Genomic DNA, 25,275 nt, shown 5'->3' on the forward strand with positions numbered 1-25,275 from the left:
TTTTAACTGAGCACAGGGTCACAGCACGCTTGTGGAAAATATCCGGCGGGTGCAAACATTGCTGAAACCATTACGTTAATTTGTGACGAAGATCGATAATCCCGGGGCACTCATGCTATGTTCGTTGTCGTTATAGCGCCTTGAATTTACAGTGTGCCAAAGATTTATTCTGACTTTAGCGGAGCCGTAAAAGAATGACAAAATATGCTTTAGTAGGGGACGTGGGTGGCACGAACGCACGATTAGCGCTCTGCGATCTCAGTAGCGGAGCCATCTCCCAGGCCAAAACCTATTCCGGCCTTGATTATCCCAGCCTCGAGGCGGTGGTACGCGTGTACCTCGATGAGCATAAGGCAGAGGTAAAAGATGGCTGTATCGCCATCGCTTGCCCTATTACCGGTGACTGGGTGGCGATGACCAACCACACCTGGGCTTTCTCTATCGCCGAGATGAAAAAAAACCTTGGCTTCGCACATCTGGAAATCATTAACGATTTCACCGCTGTTTCTATGGCGGTGCCGATGCTGAAAAAAGAGCACCTGACTCAGTTCGGCGGCGGTGAGCCGGTTGAAGGCAAGCCAATCGCGGTCTATGGCGCAGGCACGGGCCTTGGCGTATCACACCTGGTGCATGTCGATAAGCGCTGGGTCAGCCTGCCGGGTGAAGGCGGACACGTGGATTTTGCGCCGAACAGCGAAGAAGAGGGCATTATTCTGGAGGAGCTGCGCGCGGAGATCGGCCATGTGTCTGCTGAGCGTGTTCTGTCCGGTCCGGGGCTGGTCAATTTATACCGCGCGATCGTGAAATCGGACGGACGGCTGCCGGAAAACCTGCAGCCGAAAGATGTCACCGAACGTGCCCTGGCGGATAGCTGTATCGATTGTCGCCGCGCGCTGTCGCTGTTTTGCGTCATTATGGGACGTTTCGGCGGCAACCTGGCGCTGAATCTCGGTACGTTTGGCGGCGTCTATATCGCAGGCGGTATTGTGCCGCGCTTCCTGGATTTCTTTACCGCCTCCGGTTTCCGCGGTGGTTTTGAAGACAAAGGACGTTTCAAATCCTACGTACAGGATATCCCGGTATTCCTGATCACACACGATAATCCAGGCCTGCTCGGCGCCGGCGCGCACCTGCGCCAGTCGCTGGGGTATTATCTCTAAAGATGCATTAACTGCCTGAATTCTTTTACCTTACTGCGGCTGACGGGCACCTGGAAATCCAGGTCTCTCAGCCGCACGATATAGGTGTTATTGAACCAGGGTTCAATTTCGCGAATTTTATCCAGATTGACGCAGTAGGAGCGATGGCAGCGGAAAAAGTGCGCCGCCGGGAGCTTGCTGCAAAACTCCGTAATATTCATTGGCATGACATAGGATTCACGTTTGGTGTAGACAAACGTCATCTTTTCATGCGCTTCTGCGTAATAGATATCGTGAATACTGGTGACGATGATGCGCTCATCTTTCACCAGATTGATTGTCGCATTCTCGCGTGCGGCAGGGCTGGCACTAGTGCCGGTTTGTTGCTGCCAGGCTGTTTCCAGCTTTTGCAACATGCTAATAATGCGCGATTCCTGATACGGTTTAAGAATATAGTCAAACGCTTCCAGCTCGAATGCTTCTACCGCATGCTCTTTCCAGGCGGTAATGAACACGATAAACGGTTTATGGGCGAACTGACTGATATTCTGCGCCAGCAGGACTCCGTCCAGGGACGGGATGTTGATATCAAGGAAAATGGCGTCCACTTTGTTGTGCTGTAAATATTTCAGCACGTCGAGACCGTCCTCAAATGTACCCACTATATCCATCTGGCTGTGCGTTTTGATAAGCCAGCTCAACTCCTGTTGCGCCAGGAATTCATCTTCAACAATGATGACCTTCATTCACTTCTCCCGTTAAGGCAACAGCGTGGCCGGCGTGGTCACAGGTGTGGTGTGCAAGGGCACATAAAACGCAATCTCGGTACCCGGCGTCAGGCGGCGGATATGCAGCCCCTCGCCATACAGTAACTTCACGCGCTGGTGGACATTGAGCAAACCGATTTTATTACCCGGCATTTCGTCGGCTTCCACACGGGCGATCATCTCGGGTGCAATACCGTTTCCCGTATCGCGTACGGCAATACGCACGCGGTTGCCGCACTCCGCCACGCTGATAGTCACCACCCCTTTTCCCTTGCAGGGCTGAATACCGTGAACGATGGCATTTTCGACCAGCGGCTGAATCAGCAGGCTGGGAATAACGCAGCTCACCTCTTCATCAATGTCATAAATGACCGTCAACTTGTCGCCAAAACGGGCCTGTTCAATGGCGATATAGTCTTTGATTTGATAGAGCTCTTTTTTAATATCAATCTGCTCATCGTCTTTTAATTCAATGTTATAGCGCAGATAGCGCGACAGATTGAAAATCAACTGGCGGGCGGTGTCCGGATTAAGGCGGATAGAGGATGAAATCGCATTGAGGGCGTTAAAAAGAAAGTGCGGGTTGATCTTGCTTTGCAATGCGCGCAGTTCCGCTTTATTAGCCATCTCACGTAGCTGCTCGGCACGGGAAACTTCCAGTTGCGTAGAGATAATTTGCGACAGACCAACCGCCATTTCCTGCAGCGAGGAGGTGATTTGATGCGCATGGCAATAATAGATTTTAAGCGTGCCGGTAACGATCCCCTTTTCCCATAGCGGGATCACCAGCATTGAGTGGATCTGCGGCGTCCTGTGGGCTTCATCATTATTTTTAATGATGATCTCCCCGGTATCAATCGCCTGACGTGTCGTCGGACTGATGATATCGTCACTGTCCCGGTAGTTGTCTTCGCCCACGCCGACATACACCAGCACATGGTCGGCGTTGGTGATGGCCACGGCATCGGCATTAATATCGCGGCGAATGATGTCGCATACCTGGCGCAGGGATTCGCTATTGACGTTGCGAAACAGCGGCAGGGTTTTATTGGCGATATCCAGCGCCAGTTTGGCCTGGCGTCCGGCAATGGCTTCTTTTTCACCTTCCACGCTTTGTACCAGCAAAACGATAAAGCCCACACAGACGCTGCCCAGAATCATCGGCACGCCAATTTTCGATACGATATCCAGGCCCAGTGCGGTCGACGGCGCCCAAAGTACAACCAGCGTCATGGTCAGGGTTTCGCACAACATCCCGGCGATGATGCCCACGCTCCAGTGCTTTTGCTTTGGGATTTTGCGATTTATCCAGCCAGAGAGAACCCCGGCGATAATACTGGTAATAAGGCAAGGTACGGCTGTTACGCCGCCGATATCAATCAGATAGCGGTGTATCCCGGCGATTACGCCAGTAATAATGCCCACCCAGGGGCCAAATAAGATGCCGCCGGACATCACCGCAATAATGCGCACATTCACCAGCGAGCCTTCGACCGGTACGCCGGACCAGGTACTAAACAGCGCAAACATTGAGAAGATAGCCGTGACAGCGAGCAACTCTTTTGGCGTGTGCGCCGTTTTATGCAGTAACTCGCGGAACAGGCGGATACGGATCAGAAAGAAAAGGCAAATCAGCATCAGCGCCGCGCGATCAAATACCGCCAGCAGCATGTTGAATATTTCGTGCACGGGAATGCTCATGTAAAAGGCGTGAAAAAGCTATGATAAAAAACATCGCCGCCAATGACCAGTCAGGTGCGCGTATTTGGCAATGAGGAAAACCCCCTTCCTTAAAAGGGGATTGATACGGGTCGGAAGAAGTTTCGCCACATGTGAAAAAATGCCTTATTAGAAAGTAACTTCATTGATATCAACTTGTTAAATTTAAGAGTGTATATTTTCTCTCGCTGCCAGGATTTTGTTTTGCGCATTTTTTGCGGCTTCCTCTTTTTTAGACGTAAAATTTTTTCACGTTTCCTCTCGACAGCAGGTTTTTTTTCAGGCTATGTTCAGGAAACGCCACAACCGTGGCGGCGTCGCTCGGACGGTCCGGGCGCTAACGTTAATCTGAGGAAGTTATGGCTGAATTCAGTCCTGAACGCCGTTTTACGCGTATCGATCGTCTCCCCCCTTATGTTTTCAATATCACGGCTGAACTGAAAATGGCTGCGCGTCGGCGCGGCGAAGATATTATCGATTTCAGCATGGGTAACCCTGATGGCGCGACACCGGCCCATATCGTTGAAAAACTCTGTACTGTTGCCCAGCGCCCGGACACGCACGGTTATTCCACGTCGCGCGGCATTCCGCGTTTGCGCCGTGCCATTTCGCGCTGGTATCAGGATCGCTATCAGGTCGATATCGATCCGGAAAGCGAAGCGATCGTCACCATCGGTTCAAAAGAGGGGCTGGCACATCTGATGCTGGCAACCCTGGACCATGGCGACACGGTTCTGGTGCCCAATCCGAGCTACCCTATTCACATTTACGGTGCGGTGATTGCCGGCGCCCAGGTGCGTTCTGTGCCGCTGGTGGAAGGCGTTGATTTCTTCAATGAGCTGGAGCGCGCGATTCGCGAAAGCTACCCTAAACCGAAGATGATGATTCTGGGCTTCCCCTCCAACCCTACCGCGCAGTGCGTAGAACTGGAGTTCTTTGAAAAAGTGGTCGCTCTGGCAAAACGCTACGATGTGCTGGTCGTTCACGACCTGGCCTATGCGGATATCGTCTATGACGGTTGGAAAGCGCCGTCAATCATGCAGGTTCCCGGTGCTCGCGACGTGGCGGTTGAGTTCTTTACGCTGTCTAAAAGCTACAACATGGCGGGATGGCGTATCGGCTTTATGGTCGGCAATAAAACGCTGGTGAATGCGCTCGCGCGTATTAAAAGCTACCACGACTATGGTACCTTTACGCCGCTGCAGGTGGCAGCCATCGCCGCGCTCGAAGGCGACCAGCAATGTGTGCACGATATTGCCGCACAGTATAAGCGCCGCCGCGATGTGCTGGTAAAAGGTCTGCATGAAGCCGGATGGATGGTCGAAATGCCAAAGGCATCCATGTACGTCTGGGCGAAAATCCCTGAACCTTACGCCGCCATGGGTTCGCTGGAGTTTGCTAAGAAGCTGCTACAGGATGCCAAAGTTTGTGTGTCGCCGGGCATTGGGTTTGGTGATTATGGCGATACGCATGTGCGTTTTGCCTTGATTGAAAACCGCGATCGTATTCGCCAGGCGGTAAGGGGCATCAAAGCGATGTTCCGCGCCGATGGTCTGCTTCCCGCTACCACAAAATCCACGGCGGAAGATACAGAGCAGTAAGCCTGGGCACACAGGCCTTTTCACAAATGAAAACAGGAGCCAAATGGCTCCTGTTCTTCTTTTCGTTCTACGAACGTTGCTCAGATCATCAGGGCAAATGTACCGGCCCAAACAATGACCATCACCGAAATGCCCATAAAGAAATATTTCACGCTTCATCGCTCCGCATACATACGTATGCATTCATGACCAGATCAGGACTGAGTATAGAGAGGTGAAACTACGCCAAATTGAAAATGGGAATTTTCTCCCTTTCGGCCACAGCTCCATCTCCGAATTCTTGATGCATCTCGCATCAGACGGGGCTAATGTACGCCTAAATTTTGTGCCTTACAAGAGGCATTTTTTTAAATACTTTCCGCAACTTACAGAGTGTCGGGCTTTGGCGACAGATTAATTTCTTTGCGGAATAAATGCCCATTGAGCGACGCGTTGTCACAGGACTGAAACCTGTAATTTCACCGTTGAATTACAAGGTTATTTTTGTGATCGGTCGCACGTTTTGTGCCCGGCACGGCGGATGTAAAGGCGAGTCGATACAGCATTGTGAGTGGGAGTGTCTTTTCCAAAAGGTATACCGCGCCCACCTGAAAAGAGTGCTTTTACCGAACAGCCAACCTGTATCTGTGAGTTATGCTTTCATTGTTATCACTTCAAAAATTGCGATGTCTCTCATTTTTGCCATAAAACTGCGTATAACATCATTTATAAGTTTAACTGGCAGTGAATGAGATGATAATAATTTGCTATTAAAATGAATTTACATAATTTTCATAGAATTTGATTTGCAGGCTAATTGTATTCTCTGAAACTGAACGCCTGGGGAATTTGCTTAGCTTGATCATAGCTGCGCGAGAAAAAGTATCTTTCAAACAACTCAATTAAATAAATGAACATTCGGATTAAAGTTAAATTTAATTTCTGGTTCACTTAATCTAATGGGTACTTAGGGGGAAAGCTATGGACTCTTTCGTTGCCAGACAGCCGATATTCGATCGTGACTTGCATACCGTAGCCTACGAGCTCCTTTTTCGTTCTGGAATGAATAATTATTTTCCAAACGTACCGGCCGATTATGCGACCAGCCAGATGATCTCCGACCAGTTCCTGGGTATCCCGACCTTTCGCTTTGTAGGGGAGAACATCTCTTATATTAATTTCCCCTATCAAATGATTGTTCAGGGGATGGCTGACATCTTACCTCGCGAACGCGTCGTCATTGAAATACTTGAAGATGCCATCCCTGATGATGCGCTGTTCGAGGCCGTACGCTATCTCTTCGCTTCAGGCTATACGCTGGCGTTAGATGATTTTGCGATGGACGATGCGTGGGATCGTTTTTTACCCTATATAACTATCCTGAAATTTGACGTTAAGGCAAATTCGTTTGAGGAAATCAATGGATTTCTGAAACGTCATGCGTTGCAGTTAAAGACAAAAAATCTGCTGGCGGAAAAAATCGAAACATATGACGAGTTTAAACAATATAAAGACCAGGGCTTCCATTTGTTTCAAGGTTATTTTTACAGTAAGCCGGAAATTATTCAGAGCAAACGCCTGCCACACAAAGCTGCACACCTCTTCCAGTTAATGAGCGAAGTTAACGCGCCAGAGTTAGATTTTGATAAAATTGGGCGTATACTCGAACATGATTTATCGTTGACTTACAAGATCTTAAAATATGCCAAAAATATTGTGCATCGCGTTAGTGGCATAAACGGTGTCGACAACTTAACGCTCAAAAAAATTGCTATCTATTTGGGTCGAAGTGAATTAACTCGCTTTGTGTCGCTGGTTTGCCTGGCCAATCTCTCTAATAAAGACACTAACGAGCTTTATCATCTTTCTCTGTCCAGAGCAAAATTCTGCGAAATCATTGTCGCGCGTACGCATTCAACGTGTTCGCAGGAGGCATTTTTATGCGGATTATTTTCATTACTGGATGCCATGCTGGAAACCCCGCTTGAAGAAATCTTTGAGCAAATTGCACTCCCTTCATCTGTTCGCAATGCGCTGGTGCATAAACAGGGTACGCTTTATGACGTCCTTAACCTGGTACAAAATTATGAGCGCTGTGAATGGGAAACGGTACAGCAACAGGCAAAAAAACTGAATATTCCAGGCTGGGCGGCTGTTGATGCAATGGAGGAAGCTCTCGCCTGGGCGGATGCGACAATCTCATGACATCGCTCCAAAGAGCGGGCATTTTTCACACGGCAGATTAATCATTTTGGCGTATGAATGCGGTCATTATCACGAAACATGCAGGCGATATTTCGTACTGTTGAGATAACGTTTAGGTTAAGGTGATATATTTTTAATCACCACAATCTTTAAGGTTATTGGTCATTACATCAACAGTAAAAGGAATTTCTGCATTGGATATCCCCCGCATTTTTACGATTACCGAAAGCGAACACCGCATTCATAACCCCTTTACGCCAGAAAAACTCGCGACACTCGGTGCGGTACTACGCCTGAAACCCGGCATGCGCATACTGGATCTTGGCAGCGGTTCGGGTGAAATGCTCTGTACCTGGGCGCGCGATTATGCCATCACCGGCGTCGGCGTTGATATGAGCCAGCTTTTCAGCGAACAGGCGAAACAGCGTAGCGAAGAACTTGGCGTAAGCGAAAACGTGACATTTATTCATGGCGATGCGGCAGGTTTTGTCACGGATGAAAAATGTGACGTGGCAGCCTGTGTGGGCGCGACCTGGATTGGTGGCGGCGTAGCAGGGGCTATCGCGCTGTTACAAAAAAGCCTTCGCCCCGAAGGGATTATCCTTATTGGCGAGCCTTACTGGCGGCAGCTACCGCCAACGGAAGAGGTAGCCCAGGCCTGTTTTGCCAACGCGATAGCAGACTTTCATACGCTACCTGAGCTTGTCGCATCATTTGATGAGTTGGGCTTTGACGTCGTCGAGATGGTACTGGCAGACCAGGAAGGGTGGGACCGATATGAAGCGGCGAAATGGCTGACGATGCGCCGCTGGCTTGAGGCCAACCCTGATGATGATTTCGCGCCAGAGATTCGTGCGACGCTTACGGCAGCGCCAAAACGCCATGTTAGCTGGACGCGTGAGTTCCTTGGCTGGGGTGTATTTGCGTTAATGGCGCGCTGACCGTCCCGTCATAACGTCCCTCCCTGAGCGGGGTATCTTCGCAAATACCCCGTTTTTCTGTTGGTATGGCGTCGGGATATCTTAAAACAAGAGTGCTTTCGACCACGCCGCTTCGTTGCTAAAATAACCGCCCGGCAGACTTACACTTATCCGCAGGAATGAGGGAGACGCAGTGGTGGATCGGATTGATTATGAAATCGAAAAATATAGCTTCACCGAACTGAATGAATCTCCCCGTATCGCTCGCCAGTGGGCAGACACGCTTGACGAGTGCCGTCAGACGCAGGCGAACGCCGAAGAGCGATTACGCATTGCGCTGCTCAACGTCGATTACGTGACCAGCTTTGAGCTTCCTTTTCGCTTATTGTTAATTCGCGCGCCGCAGTTGATTGCCAGCCTGCGTGATGAGCTACAAATCGGTCAGAAAAACGTTATTTTCAACGGCAAACGTTTCGGCTGCGTCTATACCCTGAAAACCGATTTAAGCGATATACCGGAGGCATTCCAGTATCGCCTTTCAACCCGTATCCGGCGGGTAGATGCCTCCGGGTCAGTGGCTACGCCTTATCAGCAAATCGCCAAAGAGGTAAAAGCGCCACGCGAACGACTAAAACTGGCGCTGGAAAGAGGGCTACCGGTTACAGCGCTTGACGGGCTTTTCTGGTTTGGGATCCAGCGTATTGCTGCCGATGTGCAACGATTGCGAAAAACCGGTATGGCGATCGCCACGGCGGAAGTGGATATCTTTGACAACCTGACGGGGACTACCCGGCGAGTCCCGGTGTATCGCAGCGTGACGTAAATTCGCCTGCCGATGTTCACCGAACAGATGTGAAAACCCTCCTTTATGTTTGAGCAAACGTCGGCTGGCTACGTTTGCTCTTTTGCGCACGTCAGTGATATCTCTTTATCCTTTATTGATACTTATATTATTACGCGACATTAACTGAAATTTTCAGGTTTAATATGTGATAGTTTGAGTTAAGTTTTATTTTAATATTCTTTTTATAATCTCCTTAATTTGTTCATCTTTCAGGCATTACTATTTCTATGGTTTTGCTTAAGGATGAATAAAATGAAAATAATTGGATTGGATGAGCATCGCAGTTTACGTGGGAACGGCGCGCTTAAATATTTCGAACTTGAAGGTGTACCGAGTGACGAATGGGCGCGTATTTTTCAAAGCCACTTTGTGAATCAGGATATAAAAGTATGGATTGAGGGATATTGCATAGTCCTCCAGTGCCAGACTGAAGAGATCCCTAAATACAGAGAGCTTTTACAAGCTAAGTGCGATGAAATCACAGCACAATTAATACCTTAGGGACTTATAGCCCGTTAAAAAGGCGATAAGTATCCGGTCAAAATAAGTAAACGGCATCTGAAAAGTGGGATATCCACTGTGTAAGATGCCGTTTTTTATGCCAGAGCGGTGTTAACTTTCGCCAAAGCACTCACTAAGCGACATCACCAGCCTGCATTCATTATCGACGGTCAGCGCACGCCAGCCCGTGCCCGTTTCTCCTTCCCGAATAACAGGCATTCCCTGTTGCGTCAGATGCGTAATCAGCGTTGAAAACTCCACCTCATTCACCGGACGGGGCTGCCAGAAGGTCTTTTTATTATCAGTAAAGATGGGCAGTAACTGAATTTGCGGCTGCCGGGTACCCACTAACAGACGAACGATAAAACCGTAAGCTGGCATGCCGCGCTCCTGATATTCACCATTACTGTTAAACACCGCATTACCGATGCTGTAAATCACCAGGCTTTGCTCCTGCTGCGTCGCTTCGCCTGCCATATGCGGCCCGGAGCCAATAATCAGATCGGCACCGGCATCACTCAGTTGCTTAGCCAGGGTGCGCTGCCGGGCGGTGGTCCAGCGGTAGTCCAGCCCCCAGTGAGCAAGAACAATCAGCGTGGCGGGGTGAGCGCTCGCTTTCTCTTTGCGAAGCTGTTCAATCAGCCCACCACTGATACAGGCGACGCCCGCGCGGCGAGGGCGGGCATAAAAGGCGCATTCCTCTTCCATATAACGTCGATACCAGTAGGCGCTGAAAATCTTGTACGTCCGCTTGCCCACGGTGACGATCAGCGGCGCTTGCGCCTGCTGCGCGTTTATCCCGGCACCCACACAGGCGATTCCCGCCTCGCGAAACGCTGTCAGCGTGCTATGCAGACCGGGTAACCCGGCGTCCATCGCGTGATTGTTGCCCAGCGCCACCGCATTGATGCCCTGTTTGCGCAGGGCGGCGACAGAGGCGGCCGGATCGCCTGTCAGGCAGAACGGTTTACGGCCTGCAAGACTGGCGCTGAGATCGGTGGTCAGCGCCGCTTCAAAGTTGGCAAGCGTCATGTCGCTGTTGTGAAGAAGGGGGGCGATAGCCGCAAAACTATAGTCATAGCCGTAGCGCTGGAGTGCGTCATCAATACCGCGGGCCTTACGCCGGGCGGTGTACCACTCACCGAAATAGGTATCCCCCAGAAATGTCAGCGTCGCCGTTGGTGAGTCAATCTGGCGAACGCTGGGGGCACAGGCGACCGGTTGATGAGCGGTATCGGCCTGCGTCAGCAGTTCATCCAGAAGATAATCAAGGTGGAAAGCATCGTTTGCACCCGCCGCGCAGGCCAGCCAAAGTTCGCCTGAAAACCATTGCAGCGCAAAACCCCAGTTTCCGGCACTGAATTGCCCCCACGCGCTGCCGTCACTGTGCAGATTGCCAGTTTTGCGATAGATGCGCTCGCCGATGACGGCTTCCTGTTCGCAAAACCACGGCAACAGGTGCGGATAGCGCTGGTAGAAATGGCGCACAAGCCTGGCGATATCCAACAGTGCCGTGCGTTGCCCTGGGCGCACGCGACCGGAGACGGTATTCATATGCGTGTGCGGCATGCCGATAGTGGCGCTCAGTTCCCGCAACTGGGCCAGCGCTTTTGCACTGCTGCCTGCCAGATGCTCTGCCAGGTTAATGGCCGCATCGCAGGCGTTATGTAGCAACATTCCCTGTAGCAGGGACTTCACGGTCAGTTTGTCACCCTGCCTGAGTGTCAGGGCCGGGTTACCTTTCAGGATATCCGCCGCGATCTCCCGCACGGTGATGGCGGTCTCCAGGGTGGTTTTTTTATTTAACAGGCGATCGGCGACACAACAGGCCAGCAGTAACTGGCTGAGGTAGTGCGACGCAAAGGGGCTATCGGCCCGTTCCGCGACGCGTTGCTCACCGCTCGAGAGGTTGATCAGCAGGCGCGCGGTGTGCCCTTTACGCAGCGCGGGCGGGGCGGCAAGCCGGGTTTTCAGTAGAGTGACAACCTGCCTGAAATCCGAGTTTCGCACGCTGCCTTTTACCAGCACGATATCGCCGGGGCGCAGCGACGGGGCGGCGGCGTCAACCAGCGCCTGCGCCGTCAGAAAATGACCACCCCGCGTGGCTTCCGGCAGTGTCTCATGTAATGCCGTCATCTCCTCGCCGTGCAGAAAGGCGTGCTGGCAGCCAGCTTCCAGTAATGGCGGCGCCAGAGAACGGTGAATGGCCTGGCTCTGATCGCCGAGATTGACAATGCGTCCCAGCAGGGCAATGACACGTCCGCCATGAGCACGGGCACGTTGTGCCGCCACCGCAAACGCATTGAGCATAGAAAGATATTCGGCGTTGTAACTGTCATCAATCAGCGTGGCTGTCCCGCCGCCAGGCAGGGACAACGGGGTAATGCACAGATGCTGACCATCGCTGCGATAACCCTCAAGGCCTGCGATAATCTGCGACAGGTTCACGCCCAGCAGCTCGGCGGCAATCAGCGATGCAACCGAATTGAGCGCGCCACCGTTACCGGGCACGGCCAGCCGGTAGCTGACGACCTGCTGATGAAAAGCGACCGTGACTCTGCTTCCGTTGTCGTCTGGTGTTATCCCGGTGATACGCACATCTGCGTCCGGGTTGAATCCGTAACTGATAATCCGCGCACCGTCGCGTTCAACGCTTGCCGCGACAGTCGCATACTCGGCCATATCGCGGTGCAAAATGGCGTAACCACCGGGGATAAGACCATGACTGATGCGCGCCTTATAGCGTGCCACGTCATTCAGGGTGGTCACGTTCTTGCCCACCTGAGTCATCCCGATTTCGGTAATGATAACGATGTGCGGCTTAATGCGATGCCCGACGCCTCCATTACGCATCCAGAGCGCGGAGATGGCCACTTCCATCACGACGGCCTGCGGGTTCGATACTGCACGCGCCAGGGTGACGGAGGCGCCGGTACGGGTGTTGTGGTTGCCGCGGCTGGCTATCACAGACAGGTTGTCGGTCAGGATCGCCTCCAGCATCTCTTTGGTCGAGGTTTTGCCGACGGTACCTGTGACAGCCACCAGTTTGCCGTTAAATCGTCGCCGCGCTTCTTCGGCCAGTAAGTGAAGCGCCTGATAACTGTCACCAACCACCAGTTGCGGAAAGTCAGGCGGCAGGCCTGCGAGTTTGCGCTGGACAATCGCGCCGCAGTAGCGGGAAGCCTGCTCTGGCAGCAGGGTGTGCGTATCCTTCCAGCCCGCGTAAATACCGGTATTACCTGAGCCTTGCAGCCAGGTATCGGTGTCGATGGCAACGAACAGACAAGGGCGGTCATACGGCGTGTTGTCATGCAAAATGGCGATGTCGCCCGCAATCCAGGCGGCATCCGGGCTGTTGTGCCAGAGGCTGCCGGGTAACAACTGCGTAAGATCTGCGGCGGTCCAGCCCGGCGTGTTGGTGCCAGTGTTGCGTGGGCGAGGGGGGTTCTGGCGCATGGTTGTATCCTTACTCATTCAGGGCAGTGCCGTGGTGTGGGCAAAGGGCAATCGCCTTAACTCCCTGATTACCCTGTAAATCATGATATTCCGGCGCGACGGCGGGGCGTTCGAGCTGCTTCACCTGATGGCCATGTTCACGCAAAGCCTGTACGAACCGGGTTTGCAGATCGAACGGCGTGTTACGATCCTGCCGGTTGCCGATCACCAGGATTAATCGTGCGGGATCGTTCGCTATACCCGCTATGTGGTCGAGGGGATCCCACGGGTTAGCGAGCCCGGTACCGTCCAGGTCTGGGGCTGATGCCTCGCCACGTTCTTTGCGCATACGCCCGGCCCTTTCCAGTAGCCCCCAGGCGCCGGAGGTGAGCACGGCACAGTCAATATCCCGGCGTCCAAACGTGAGCAGCGCCGATGCGGCCGTTGCGCCACCGCTGTGTCCGCTGAGGATAAAGCGCGCAATACCGTAGCGCGCTTTGATGGCATCTACGGCGGCATTCAGCGCGAGAAATTCTTCTGCCTGACGGCGGCGATAGTGGTTGCCGCTGGAACCATAGGTTCCCGGACGGGCAACAATCAATGTTGGTAGCCCGCTTCGACGAAAAATGGCCTGCGCCTCGCGGCGTTGCGCGTCGGCTGTATTGGCCGGGATCTGGTCTGGCGGGCGCTTAATCAGCGATACCCGATCGCCTTTAAACATCACCAGTGCCAGCGGCGCATCGTGCAGGGAGCCCGCACTAAAGTAGCGAATACAGGCCGCGCCGCCCGCATACTGCACCCACACGGCGTCATCGCCAACCGGACAGGTCTGCGGGTTAGCGGGCTGGTTCCACAGTAGCGGCGTGTCGGCATGGGCGACCACACCGACAAGCAGCAACAGAAAAAGTGCGTAAAAGGGCCTCACAGCACCGCCTCAACGGGCAAAGATATAGATGTACAGAATACACAACCAGGCATTCATAATGTTATTATGATACAAGGATTTTCAGCACTGGGGATGCCCGGGAGCAATTAAGGAGTCAAATGTCGCTCAGCCACTTACTTGCGCAAACCCGCCCGGTGATGGAAACGCTGGATGTAGCGGCGAAACCGTCTCTGTGCCCGTCCTGGGTCATCTTTTTTAGCGTGTCCGACAGTAAAAGCCGTGCCCACGTTGTGCGCGGCTGTGGCGAGACATTCGACAAAGCCTGGCAAGAGGGAACGCAGGCGCTGCAACAGTGGCGTAAAAAGAGCGGTCTTAAGGCCTGCTGGCTGCGAGTTGACATGGTCGACAAGGTCGACACGCTACGTTGGGATACGCTGCAAGCTCGTCTGGCGAAGACTAAACGGAACTATTTTCGCTTCGGGTTGAGTCTGGATCCGGCATTTTGCTATGCCATGCTGGAGCAAGAGATCGCCGCCAACGCGCTGCTCTATAACGGCGGTCACGGCGTCGCCACCCCTAACGCCAGTAACCTTGCCCATTATTCCCGTCGTCGCTTTGGGGCGGTATTGAACTGGCCTCAGGATCCTGACCAGACGCTGTGGCGTTTCACTACCCGCGCGCTGTTTTGCGACGGCGAGCAGGTATTGCCCATCGAATCGGACGGACGTAACAGCGGCTATCGCCAGTTGCCCGAGTGGCAGGAGACTGCCCTGGAGCCGATGATTGACTCGGCGACGGATTACCTGGCATGCCAGGTGACACCTTCCGGACGTTATCATTACGGCTGGTTCCCCTGCTTTGATCGCGCCATTCCGACCTATAACGCCTTGCGCCATGCCAGCTCGACCTATGCTTTGCTCGAAGGGTGGGAAGTGACGCAACACCCCGCCCATTTTGCGGCTATTGAGCGGGCGCTGGATGCCCTGTGCACCACGTTTATTCGTACCTGCTCCTTGCCCGATGGTAGCGAAGCCGATTTCCTGGTGGATACGGGGGATGAGATCAAACTGGGCGGTAACGCGGTCTGTATCCTGGCGATGGCGAAATATACAGAACTGACCAATGACGAACGCTATCTGGGTGCGATGGCGCGGCTGGCGGCTGGCATCGGTTTTATGCAGAACGCACAGAATGGGGGCTTCGTACATGTGCTCAACGCCGGGGATTTATCGCTCAAGGCGGAGCACCGCATTATCTATTACGACGGGGAAGCCGCCTTTGCTCTGATGCGTCTCTATGGGTTGACGAAGACACCGCGTTGGCTGGAGATGGTCGAGCGGGCAATGGACTATTTTATCGAACAGAAGCACTGGCAGGCCCATGACCATTGGCTCAGTTACTGCGTTAATGAACTGACGCTCTACCGACCGCTGGAACGCTATTATCAGTTCGGTCTGGATAATGTGCGCGGTCATCTCGACTTTGTGCAGGAACGTATTACCACTTACCCCACGTTGCTGGAGTTGATGATGGCGGCGTCGCGGATGATAGAACGGCTTGCCGTTTCGCCATATCAGCACCTGTTAGCGGACTTCGATATGACCGTGTTCAACCAGGCGCTGGAAACCCGTGCCCGCTACCTGGCGAATGGTTTTTTCTGGCCGGAGCTGGCCATGTTTTTTAAAAATCCGCCGCGTATTGTCGGCAGCTTTTTTATTCGTCACCACAGCTATCGCGTCAGGATTGACGATGTTGAGCATTACCTTTCCGGCTATGTCGCGTACCGTAAACGCTGGCTGACGCGACCTGAGCGCGCCATGCAACTGACAATGCCCGTTAGCAACGTTGCCCGGACAGGCTGACGTATGCGGCGCCCCCACCGTCATTTGTTGTGTGCAACGCTGCGACGCGGGTTATCCTTCGCGCTGGTGGTGTTGTTTATTTTCTCTCCCGGACTGGGCGCCGGGTGGGATTTTAACGCCATCTCCACGCAAACTGAGCGGCTCTACGGCCCGGCGACACCAGCCGCCAGGCAGCGGATTGATGAATGGGCCGCCTTGCTTAAAAATCCACCGCAGGGCACGATTCAGGATAAATTGAATCAGGTAAACCGTTTTTTTAACGCCCGAATGGCGTTCAAAGATGACATTGTCGTCTGGCATCAGCAGGATTATTGGGCAACGCCGATAGAATTTTTACGTAAAGGGGCAGGGGATTGCGAAGATTTTGCGCTGGCGAAATATTTTACGCTGCGTGAGATGGGGGTTCCCGCCAACCAGTTGCGTATTACTTACGTTAAAGCACTTCAGTTGAATCAGGCGCATATGGTGGTGACGTGGTATGCCACCCCTGATGCAATCCCATTAGTTCTGGATAACCTGAAAACCGCCATCTTGCCTGCCACACAGCGTACAGATCTGCTCCCGGTTTATGCTTTTAATGGGGAAGGGCTGTGGTTGCCGCAATCCGGCGGGAATAAACGCGTGGGGGACAGTAAACGACTCTCCCGCTGGCAGGATCTTCTCACCAGAATGCGTGCAGAAGGATTTGAAATTAATGAATAGGATGTGGCTATGTCCCTTTATAAGCAGCTACTGATCGGCATCTGTTTATTTACGCTCGTCATTTTCTGCGGCAACTTTTTTGTTTCTCTGGAGGGTTCCAGGGAGCAATACCGGAATCAGCTCAGCGCCCACGCACAGGATGCGGCAACCGCGCTGGGGCTGTCATTGACGACCCATATTGATGATCCGGCAATGACGGAACTGATGGTGAACTCCATTTTTGACAGCGGTTATTTTTACCGTATTCGGGTGGTGGATATTAAAACCAACAAACCCATCATTGAGCGCACCGACAATCCGCAAAGCGCCAGCGTGCCGGACTGGTTTGTCCGCATGGTAAATCTGAGTCCAGGGGAGGGCGACGCCATTGTCACGCATGGCTGGACGCAGGTTGCCAGGGTTGAGGTCGTTAGCCATCCGATGTTCGCCCTGGCGCGTCTTTGGGACAATATGGTCGCCAGCTTTTTGTGGCTTATCGGCTGTAGCTTGTTATTTATTCTCGGTGTAACTCTGCTGCTGCGCCGTCTCTTGCGACCCCTTAACTACATTGTGGAGCAGGCGATGGCTATCTGTCGCCGCGAGTTTCTCAATGTTCCCGCGCTGCCGAAAACACCGGAACTGCGTCGGGTCGTTGAAGCGACCAACCTGATGGTGACGCAACTTGAGGCGTTGTTTGGCGAGCAGGCGCAGCGCACCGAATCCTTGCGCCGGGAGGCTTACCACGACAGCCTGACGGGCCTGAACAACCGTCGAGCTTTTGATATGCAATTGCAGTCGCGTCTGAGTGATGAAGAGAATGACGCGGGCCACCTGATCCTCTTGCGGGTTCAGGATCTTATCGGCCTTAATCAGCGTCTTGGCGGCGCGAAAACCGATAAGCTGCTGATCGCGGTGGCAGATATTCTCAATGGCTTGCAAAAACATTACTTCCGTAATGAAGGTTTCCTGGCCCGTGTGCGCGGCAGGGAGTTTGCCATCCTTGCCCCGCAGTTCCTGCATAATGAACTCGACAACCTGACTAACACCCTCAGTACCCAGCTTAAGGCGCTATCTGAAACAGGAATGAGCGATGTGATACCGGTTGCCCATTTCGCACTGGTGCCCTTCCATGTTGGCGACAAGCCACAGACGATACTGATGCAGGCAGACCAGGCGCTGGCGATGGCGGAAACCGAAATGCGCTTTTTTGCCAGCACGGATATGACGGTTACAGGCGATAGCGAAGAGGATCATCATAGCTGGTATACCCGTCTGGATGCGGTACTGACAGACGGTGCTTTCGAGCTTTTCTCGCAGCCGGTTTATGAGTGCAACAATGCGCATGTTGTATTGCACCATAAAGTGCTTGCCCGTATCAGAACGCCGGAAGGCGAACTGATACCCGCAGGACGTTTTATGCCGTGGATCCACCGCCTCGATCTCAGTCGCCGTATGGATATAGTGATGTTGCAACAGACGCTGCGTGAGATGGAAAAATCGAACCGACCACTTGCACTGAGTATTAGCGGCGCCAGTGTGGCTGATGACCGAAGCCTTCATGCACTGCTACAACCTCTAATGAATGCGCCACAACTGGCATCGCGCCTGACGCTGGAACTGGATGAAAACGAGCTACCCGATGCCGAGCGGGTCACTATGCTGGTTAAACGGCTTAAAGCGCTGGGCTGCCGTTTAGGGATCCAACATTTTGGCGGCCGGTTCCATCTCATCGGAAATTTACCGCAGTGGGGGCTTGCCTGGCTCAAAGTTGACGGTAGCTACATTCGTAATATTGATAGTGAAGAAGATAAAAAACTGTTTATCGAGGCCATTTATTGGGCAACCCGACAAATTAATTTGCCACTGATTGCTGAACGTGTGGAAACAGCGGGCGAACTGGCGGTTCTCGAAAATATCGGCCTGTATGGCGCAATGGGGCGCTATTTTGCTGATGCCAGCACCCTGGGTGGAAATTAACCTGTCAGGCTAAAAAGAGGCTGAAAATGTACTACATAGAACGCGATGAAGCGGGGCGTATTATTCAGGTGGAGCTTGTCCCTTTTCATGCCATGACAGAACAAAGTGAAGTCAGCACAGCAGAAATTGACGAATGGATGCGGCAGAGAGAAATTCGTGAGGCATCGCTACTGCAATTGCGGCAAAGCGATCTTGAGATGGTTCGCGTCCTGGAGGACCTGATCGAAGTACTGATGAGTAAAGGCATCATTAGCATTACCGATCTGCCACCGGTCGCTCAGGCAAAGCTGACCAGCCGTGCACAGGCGCGTCGTTCGTTGAGTGGTCTGGAAGGATTAATTTCCGATGATGACGATGAGGGATTTATATAATTCGTCATTTTTGTTTACGCAATATATATCATGTACGACACAGGGACTATTGACAAAGTCCCTTTTTTTTAACCTAAATTCCTGCCCGCACTACTATTCATTCACTTCATCTATTAATATAAGGTCCTTAAGCGAAGCGGCATCAATAAATCCTCTGCCGGAACGTGCTTTCATTACCTTTGTTACAAGTTGCATAACAAATACTAATTAAATTCTCTTTTAGCATTCTACGCCTGGTCAGTGGATGAATTGGGCGAGAACAGGATTGAGGGAACTACACATGAGCGGCGTCTCTGGGATCGTCAAAGCGGTAATAGGACAAGTGTTTGCAGTAGCACCTGATGGCAGCCAGCGTTTATTGGTTGAAGGTGACAGGGTCCTCGAAGGAGAACAGGTCGAGACAGGGGCTTCTGGTGCAATTACCTTGTCTTTGACGGATGGCAAGCAACTGGACCTTGGCCGTGACAGTCACTGGGACAGTACGGGCAGCGTGACCACTGAACCTACGGCTACTCAGCAACAAGATGTTGCCGCTATACAACAGGCGATCGCAGATGGGCAGGATCCGACGCAAACTCTTGAAGCGCCAGCCGCGGGTCCCCAGGCTGGGGGCACTGGCGGCAGTGATGCCGGCGGAAGCGGCGGCGGCTCGCACACACATGTGGTCCTCGATTTAACCGGTCAGATCGTGGACCCTGGTGCCGGATACCCAACGGTTGGCATTGATTTCCCTGATGCCGAACGCCCTCAGGAATTAACGCGGCTTGATCCAGGCGTTGCCACTGCATCAACGCCTGCCGATCCCAATACGAATCCGAACCCGCCCGATGATTCCGACGCCGATGCGGATTCCGACGCAGATGCGGATGCCGACGCCGACGCGGATGCCGACGCCGACGCCGATTCCGACGCCGATGCTGATTCCGATGCAGACTCTGATGCAGATGCCGATGCGGATGCGGATGCGGACGCCGATGCGGATGCGGATGCGGACGCCGATGCGGATGCGGATGCGGACGCCGATGCGGACGCGGATGCAGATTCTGACGCCGACGCCGACGCCGACGCTGATGCGGACGCCGATGCCGATGCCGATGCCGATGCCGACGCTGATTCCGACGCCGATGCAGACGCGGATGCAGACTCTGATTCCGACGCGGATGCGGATGCGGATGCTGACGCGGATTCTGATGCCGATGCAGACGCCGACGCGGATGCTGATTCCGACGCAGATGCAGATGCAGATGCAGATGCCGATGCGGATTCTGATGCCGACGCCGATGCCGATGCAGATTCTGATGCCGATGCGGACGCGGATGCGGATGCCGACGCCGATGCGGACGCCGATGCAGATTCCGATGCCGACGCGGATGCCGATTCCGATGCTGATGCAGATGCAGATGCAGATGCAGATTCCGACGCCGATGCAGACGCCGACGCGGATGCGGATTCTGATTCCGACGCGGATGCCGACGCCGACGCCGACGCTGATGCAGACGCCGATGCGGATGCCGACGCAGATGCAGATTCCGACGCGGATGCAGATGCTGACTCAGATGCCGATGCCGATGCCGACGCGGATGCCGACTCTGATGCGGATGCCGATGCAGACGCCGACGCCGATGCCGACGCGGATTCTGATTCCGACGCGGATGCCGACGCCGATGCGGATGCCGATGCAGACGCGGATGCCGATGCCGACGCTGATGCAGATGCGGATGCGGATGCCGACGCTGATGCAGATGCGGATGCGGATGCCGACGCTGATGCAGATGCGGATGCGGATGCGGATGCAGACGCGGATTCTGATGCGGATGCGGATTCTGATGCCGATTCGGACGCCGATGCCGACGCCGATGCCGACGCTGATGCGGATGCGGATTCTGATGCCGATGCCGACGCCGACGCCGACGCCGACGCCGATGCTGATTCCGATGCAGATTCTGATGCGGATGCCGACGCCGATTCCGACGCCGATGCGGACGCTGATTCCGACGCTGATGCAGATGCAGACGCGGATTCTGATGCAGATGCGGATTCTGATGCCGACGCGGATTCCGATGCGGATGCGGATGCCGATGCTGACTCTGACGCCGACGCCGATGCGGACGCCGATGCAGATGCAGATTCCGATGCGGATGCGGATGCGGACGCTGATTCCGACGCCGATGCGGATGCGGACGCCGATGCGGACGCCGATGCAGACTCTGATGCCGATGCAGACTCTGATACCGATGCAGACGCTGATGCGGATTCTGATGCCGATGCCGATGCCGATGCCGATGCCGATGCAGACGCTGATGCGGACGCGGATTCTGATTCCGACGCGGATGCCGACGCCGATGCAGACGCCGATGCGGATGCCGACGCCGATGCGGACGCTGATTCCGACGCCGACGCCGATGCCGATTCCGATGCCGACGCTGATGCGGACGCTGATGCCGATGCAGATTCTGATGCGGATTCCGACGCAGACGCGGATGCCGATGCCGACGCAGATTCTGATGCAGATGCCGATGCCGATGCCGATGCGGATGCGGATGCGGACGCCGATGCCGACGCAGATGCGGATTCCGATGCCGATGCTGATGCGGATTCCGATGCAGACGCTGATGCAGATTCTGATGCGGATGCGGACGCCGATGCCGACGCTGATTCTGATGCAGATTCTGACGCCGACGCCGACGCCGACGCCGACGCCGACGCCGACGCCGACGCCGATGCGGACGCCGATGCCGATGCCGACTCTGATGCAGACGCCGATGCGGATGCCGACGCGGATGCCGACGCGGATGCCGACGCGGATGCGGATTCCGATGCAGACGCGGATGCGGATTCCGATGCAGACGCGGATGCGGATTCCGATGCGGATGCGGATTCCGATGCAGACGCGGATGCGGATTCCGACGCAGACGCCGATGCCGACGCTGATGCCGACGCGGATGCGGATGCGGATGCGGATGCCGACGCCGATGCGGATTCTGATGCCGACGCCGACGCCGATGCAGACTCTGATGCAGATGCGGATTCTGATGCCGATTCGGACGCCGATGCGGACGCCGATGCCGACGCCGACTCTGATGCAGACGCCGATGCGGATTCCGATGCAGACGCCGATGCGGACGCTGATTCCGACGCCGATGCAGATGCCGATGCCGACGCTGATGCGGACGCTGATTCCGATGCCGACTCTGATGCCGATGCCGATGCCGATGCCGATGCGGACGCCGACGCTGATGCCGATGCCGATGCCGATGCCGACGCAGATGCAGACGCCGATGCAGACGCCGATGTGAAGCTGACCGTGACGATCACGCCTGGCGGCAAAACAACGGATACGTCAGATAATACGATCACCCATATCAATGGCGGCAGCGGGAACCCGAACGGATATGATATCCAGAACGGCGTGATCGTGGCGATTGGCAGTAACGTACATGTCTGGCTGACGCCGGATAGCCCGGATGGCGCCATCAAGGGCGACTTTGTGCCGAAATCCGACAGCGCGTCGCAGATTCACTATTACACCAGCAGCGGTAATGCCAACACCGACGATAGTGCCAAAGGGCACACCGATATCTTCGTTGTCGGTGACCATACCGGCGGTTATTACCAGCAGAGTGACTGGCCGAATAGCAAATATAATTTCGTCTCCCTCAAAGGGATCACTGGCAACGGCAACGTAACGGAAGGCGATGTCGGTAAAGACTATATTTTTGTTCAGGGTAACAGTGAGGACTACAAGGTAACAGGCGTTCCTCATCCGCAGAACCATCAGAACAACGATATTGATAATTTGCAGATTACCGACGAGAACGGTAAGCATCCTTTTGAAAACGCGAACCATATTGAGGGCGTGGTCTTTGGTGACGGGCCATCGTCATCTCACGGCGGCAGCACCACCACAAGCTACACGGTCACGTTGAATCTTGACGTTAACCTCGAAAGCTCCGACAGCAATGACCATCTGAACGCCATCACGGTTGGTGGGATCCCTGAACACGCGACCTTTAGCGGCAATTACACGGATGTCACTTATGATGCGGTCAACAAGGTCTATGTTCTGACCTTTGCCAGCGACACGACACACTATTCCGGACAGGTCAGCGTTGAATTACCGGATGGCAAGAGCACACTTGGCGATATTACTCTGGATGTTGACTCCACCGCGTCCGATCAACTCGAACACCATTTCACCTTTGATGGTGAAGAGGGCGGGCAGCACGTCAGCGACAGCCATGGTGATGGCGCAGATGTAAATCATTTTGCAGATGCGTCTGACGAGACACATATGACGTTGAGTCATATCGCCGATGAGAGCCATTCAGACAGTGACTCGCTGTCGGATGCCGACAGTCAGGCACGGATGAGCAGCAGCGCCGCAGATGACACGCAAACGACAGAAACTGATCATGGTTTGCTCACTGACAGTAGCCACAGCGCATCGTTAATTGATGACACAAGCTTAATGCTCACTCCGCTGGCTGCCGATAACACATCCGGTCACGCAGAGACACCGACGGCATCGGCGGATAACGCGATGACGCCTCTCTCTGCCCATGCGCAGGAGGAGGCGGCAAACACCCCGACCACCGCAGTGGACAATGACCAGCAGTTGAACTTTAGCGACATCATCCATGATGAAGAACATCACGACCTCAGCAGTTTGATCCAGGCGGGGCCGCAGAGTGAAACGGCGAATAACCCGATGGAAGCCGAGCATGTCCCGGCCGAAGGCGGCATGACTGCGAATACTGATAGTTACGATGCTGGCCACGAAGCGATGGTTGATAACCTGATCTCTAAACCGGAAGAAACAACCTGATAAGCCGCCGCTTAGCGCCCCTGGGTGGCTAAGCGGCCTGTCACCGCAATGTGAATTCAGGGCTGGCGAGAGATTACGAGCGATTAAAACAGCCAGGACGCAATTTCTCCCCCGGTTCCGTGGCATTTTCCCTGGTGGGTCATCCCCACAATCAGGGGCATAACGAAAAGGAAGACAAGAATGAAATATGGTAGCCAGTTATTCATGGGTGCAGCGTTGACTGTGTGCGCGACACAGAGCCAGGCTACTACCCTTGAGCAGGCGGTAAAAGATAGCCTGTTATGGCACCCACAAGTTAGCGCCTCGGCAAACAGTCGATACTCCGCTGAACAGGATCTTCGCGCCGCCAAAGGTGGCTATCTGCCTTCGCTGGATCTCACTGCCGGTAGCGGCTGGGAACAAACCGACAATTCCACGACCCGCGCGGCGGGCGAACATTTGCGTAACCTGAACCGCAGCGAATCGGCTATTAACCTTACGCAAAACGTCTTTAATGGCTTTGCGACTACCAGCGAAGTCGCGCGCCAGAAAGCAACGGTAAACTCGCGCGCCTGGACCGTGTTGAATACCAGCGAAAGCACCGCCCTGCAGGCTATCCAAAGTTATCTTGATGTGCTGATGCGTGAGCAGATGGTAAAACTGGCGGAAGACAACCTGCACAATCACGAGCGCGTGTTCGATCAAATTCGCCTGCGCACTGCCCAGGGGGTAGGCCGTCAGGCCGATTACGATCAGGCGGAAGCTCGCCTGGCGCAGGCGCGGAACAATCTCCTGACCGAACAAACCAACCTTGAAGACTCCAGAGCTAACTATCAAAGCGTTACCGGCAAAGATGCCGACACGCTGGTGATGCCAGGCAAGATTACGGTTCCCGCCTCACTGGAGGCCGCCCGCAAAGTGATGCTGGAAAACAACGCGCTGCTCAAACAGGCTGATGCCGATGTGGAAGCGACCCGCCAGCAGTATGAAGCGCAGAAATCACGTTTTTACCCGAATGTTAACGTCGAAGTCGGTCGCACGATGGACAACAACCTTGACGGTACGCGCGGACATAACCAGGAATGGCAGGCAATGGTGCGTATGCGCTACAACCTGTACAACGGTGGCAGCGACCAGGCGACACTCACCTCTTACGCCTACAAAATGAAAGAGGCTCAGGATGTGAAAAATAATGCCCTGCGCCAGTTAAACGAGGAGTTGCGTCTTGCCTGGAATGCGAAGAACAACGCTGAACAACAGGTGCCGATCGCCAAAGAATATGCTGAGCGTAGCGTGACGGTGCGCAGCGCCTATCAGGAACAGTTCAGCCTGGGCGACCGTACGCTGCTCGATATGCTCGACAGTGAAAATGAAGTCTTCACGGCACAACGCCGTTACGTTGAACTGCAATTTGTCGACATGTTTACGACCTATCGCATCAGTGCCCGTACGGGGGAACTGCTTAAGAGTCTGAACATTCAGCCGCCATCGGCCTCACAGCCGCTTGATCAGGCGCAGCGTACGCAGGCGGAACTGCCGGAACTGAATTAATACGGCTCTAAAGAGTTGTGGGGTGACTGGCGG

16 protein-coding genes and 1 pseudogene are annotated in these 25,275 nt (G+C 54.0%); 12 read left to right on the forward strand and 5 right to left on the reverse strand.

Features of this window, described 5'->3' with window-relative positions:
* Positions 1–194: 194 nt before the first annotated feature.
* Positions 195–1,160 (forward strand): glucokinase, encoded by a 966-nt coding sequence (glk, locus tag ACS0RQ_RS07575; RefSeq protein ID WP_271849642.1) that lies wholly within the window; start codon positions 195–197, stop codon positions 1,158–1,160.
* On the opposite strand, the gene ACS0RQ_RS07580 is transcribed toward glk, so the two are convergent.
* Complete coding sequence (locus ACS0RQ_RS07580; RefSeq protein ID WP_271849643.1) at positions 1,157–1,885, reverse strand: LytR/AlgR family response regulator transcription factor; 729 nt, start codon at positions 1,883–1,885, stop codon at positions 1,157–1,159. The two genes, glk and ACS0RQ_RS07580, sit on opposite strands and share 4 nt — an antisense overlap.
* 12 nt (positions 1,886–1,897) lie before the next feature.
* Positions 1,898–3,595, reverse strand: a complete 1,698-nt coding sequence (locus ACS0RQ_RS07585; protein ID WP_039079757.1) for a sensor histidine kinase — start codon at positions 3,593–3,595, stop codon at positions 1,898–1,900.
* Positions 3,596–3,984: 389 nt separating this feature from the next.
* On the opposite strand from ACS0RQ_RS07585, the gene alaC reads away from it, so the two are divergent.
* Positions 3,985–5,226, forward strand: a complete 1,242-nt coding sequence (gene alaC, locus ACS0RQ_RS07590) for an alanine transaminase (protein ID WP_271849644.1) — start codon at positions 3,985–3,987, stop codon at positions 5,224–5,226.
* An 80-nt stretch (positions 5,227–5,306) separates the two neighbouring features.
* Here the strand turns inward: alaC and ypdK are convergent, their stop codons facing one another.
* Complete coding sequence (ypdK, locus tag ACS0RQ_RS07595) at positions 5,307–5,378, reverse strand: membrane protein YpdK (RefSeq protein WP_099458783.1); 72 nt, start codon at positions 5,376–5,378, stop codon at positions 5,307–5,309.
* Positions 5,379–6,186: 808 nt separating this feature from the next.
* On the opposite strand from ypdK, the gene ACS0RQ_RS07600 reads away from it, so the two are divergent.
* The 4 genes and pseudogenes from ACS0RQ_RS07600 to ACS0RQ_RS07615 all read left to right on the forward strand — a co-directional run bounded on the left by ACS0RQ_RS07600 (position 6,187) and on the right by ACS0RQ_RS07615 (position 9,675).
* Positions 6,187–7,410: an EAL and HDOD domain-containing protein gene (locus ACS0RQ_RS07600; protein ID WP_271849645.1), complete on the forward strand. Its 1,224-nt coding sequence runs from the start codon at positions 6,187–6,189 to the stop codon at positions 7,408–7,410.
* A gap of 170 nt (positions 7,411–7,580) precedes the next feature.
* A pseudogene (locus ACS0RQ_RS07605) lies at positions 7,581–8,351 on the forward strand (SAM-dependent methyltransferase); the annotation flags it as partial.
* A 172-nt stretch (positions 8,352–8,523) separates the two neighbouring features.
* Entirely contained in the window at positions 8,524–9,153 is a 630-nt protein-coding gene (locus ACS0RQ_RS07610; protein ID WP_271849646.1) for an ECs1377 family protein, read from the forward strand.
* A 273-nt stretch (positions 9,154–9,426) separates the two neighbouring features.
* Positions 9,427–9,675, forward strand: coding sequence for a hypothetical protein (locus ACS0RQ_RS07615; RefSeq protein ID WP_039079762.1), 249 nt, complete (start codon positions 9,427–9,429; stop codon positions 9,673–9,675).
* 111 nt (positions 9,676–9,786) lie between these two features.
* Here the strand turns inward: ACS0RQ_RS07615 and ACS0RQ_RS07620 are convergent, their stop codons facing one another.
* Both ACS0RQ_RS07620 and ACS0RQ_RS07625 read right to left on the reverse strand, forming a co-directional pair.
* Positions 9,787–13,131, reverse strand: a complete 3,345-nt coding sequence (locus ACS0RQ_RS07620; protein ID WP_271849647.1) for a CapA family protein — start codon at positions 13,129–13,131, stop codon at positions 9,787–9,789.
* 10 nt (positions 13,132–13,141) lie between these two features.
* Positions 13,142–14,035, reverse strand: a complete 894-nt coding sequence (locus ACS0RQ_RS07625; RefSeq protein ID WP_271849648.1) for an alpha/beta hydrolase family protein — start codon at positions 14,033–14,035, stop codon at positions 13,142–13,144.
* A gap of 119 nt (positions 14,036–14,154) precedes the next feature.
* On the opposite strand from ACS0RQ_RS07625, the gene ACS0RQ_RS07630 reads away from it, so the two are divergent.
* The 6 genes from ACS0RQ_RS07630 to ACS0RQ_RS07655 all read left to right on the forward strand — a co-directional run bounded on the left by ACS0RQ_RS07630 (position 14,155) and on the right by ACS0RQ_RS07655 (position 25,242).
* Entirely contained in the window at positions 14,155–15,858 is a 1,704-nt protein-coding gene (locus ACS0RQ_RS07630) for a condensation domain-containing protein (protein ID WP_271849649.1), read from the forward strand.
* A 3-nt stretch (positions 15,859–15,861) separates the two neighbouring features.
* Positions 15,862–16,560 (forward strand): cysteine protease LapG, encoded by a 699-nt coding sequence (gene lapG / locus ACS0RQ_RS07635; protein ID WP_271849650.1) that lies wholly within the window; start codon positions 15,862–15,864, stop codon positions 16,558–16,560.
* Between the two features lie 9 nt (positions 16,561–16,569).
* The gene (gene lapD / locus ACS0RQ_RS07640) at positions 16,570–18,516 is read left to right on the forward strand and encodes a cyclic di-GMP receptor LapD (protein ID WP_271849651.1); all 1,947 of its coding nucleotides are present in this window, start codon (positions 16,570–16,572) and stop codon (positions 18,514–18,516) included.
* Positions 18,517–18,542: 26 nt separating this feature from the next.
* A complete protein-coding gene (locus ACS0RQ_RS07645; RefSeq protein ID WP_271849652.1) occupies positions 18,543–18,887 on the forward strand; it encodes a tryptophan synthase subunit beta in 345 nt (114 codons plus the stop codon).
* A gap of 280 nt (positions 18,888–19,167) precedes the next feature.
* The gene (locus ACS0RQ_RS07650; RefSeq protein ID WP_499079296.1) at positions 19,168–23,712 is read left to right on the forward strand and encodes a retention module-containing protein; all 4,545 of its coding nucleotides are present in this window, start codon (positions 19,168–19,170) and stop codon (positions 23,710–23,712) included.
* 180 nt (positions 23,713–23,892) lie between these two features.
* Positions 23,893–25,242, forward strand: a complete 1,350-nt coding sequence (locus ACS0RQ_RS07655; protein ID WP_420372479.1) for a TolC family outer membrane protein — start codon at positions 23,893–23,895, stop codon at positions 25,240–25,242.
* The last annotated feature ends 33 nt before the right edge of the window (positions 25,243–25,275 follow it).

It is taken from the genome of Phytobacter diazotrophicus, assembly GCF_052061655.1.
Lineage (GTDB): Bacteria > Pseudomonadota > Gammaproteobacteria > Enterobacterales > Enterobacteriaceae > Phytobacter > Phytobacter diazotrophicus.